The following is a 206-nucleotide window of genomic DNA, read 5'->3' on the forward strand; positions in this document are numbered from 1 at the left end:
GCGCCAACTTCCTGAGCCTGGGTGCAGGTGCTGACCGTGTCGTACTGCTGGGTAACTATGTTGCCGGTACCTACAACACGACAGAAAACGGTGTGAACCTCAATGCACAATCCACAGCAACAGCAGTGGCCCGTGTAGTGACAGACACCATCAACCTGGGTAACGGTAACGATACACTGGTCACTTACGGTGCGATCAACCTGGCT

General features: G+C 54.4%; 1 protein-coding gene. It reads left to right on the forward strand.

The annotated features are described in order from the left end of the window. Positions 1 to 206, forward strand: a 206-nt coding sequence (locus H8L32_RS27520; protein WP_186951040.1) for a hypothetical protein, incomplete at both ends; no start/stop codon positions are given.

The organism is Undibacterium hunanense, assembly GCF_014284335.1.
Taxonomy (GTDB): Bacteria; Pseudomonadota; Gammaproteobacteria; order Burkholderiales; family Burkholderiaceae_D; genus Undibacterium; species Undibacterium hunanense.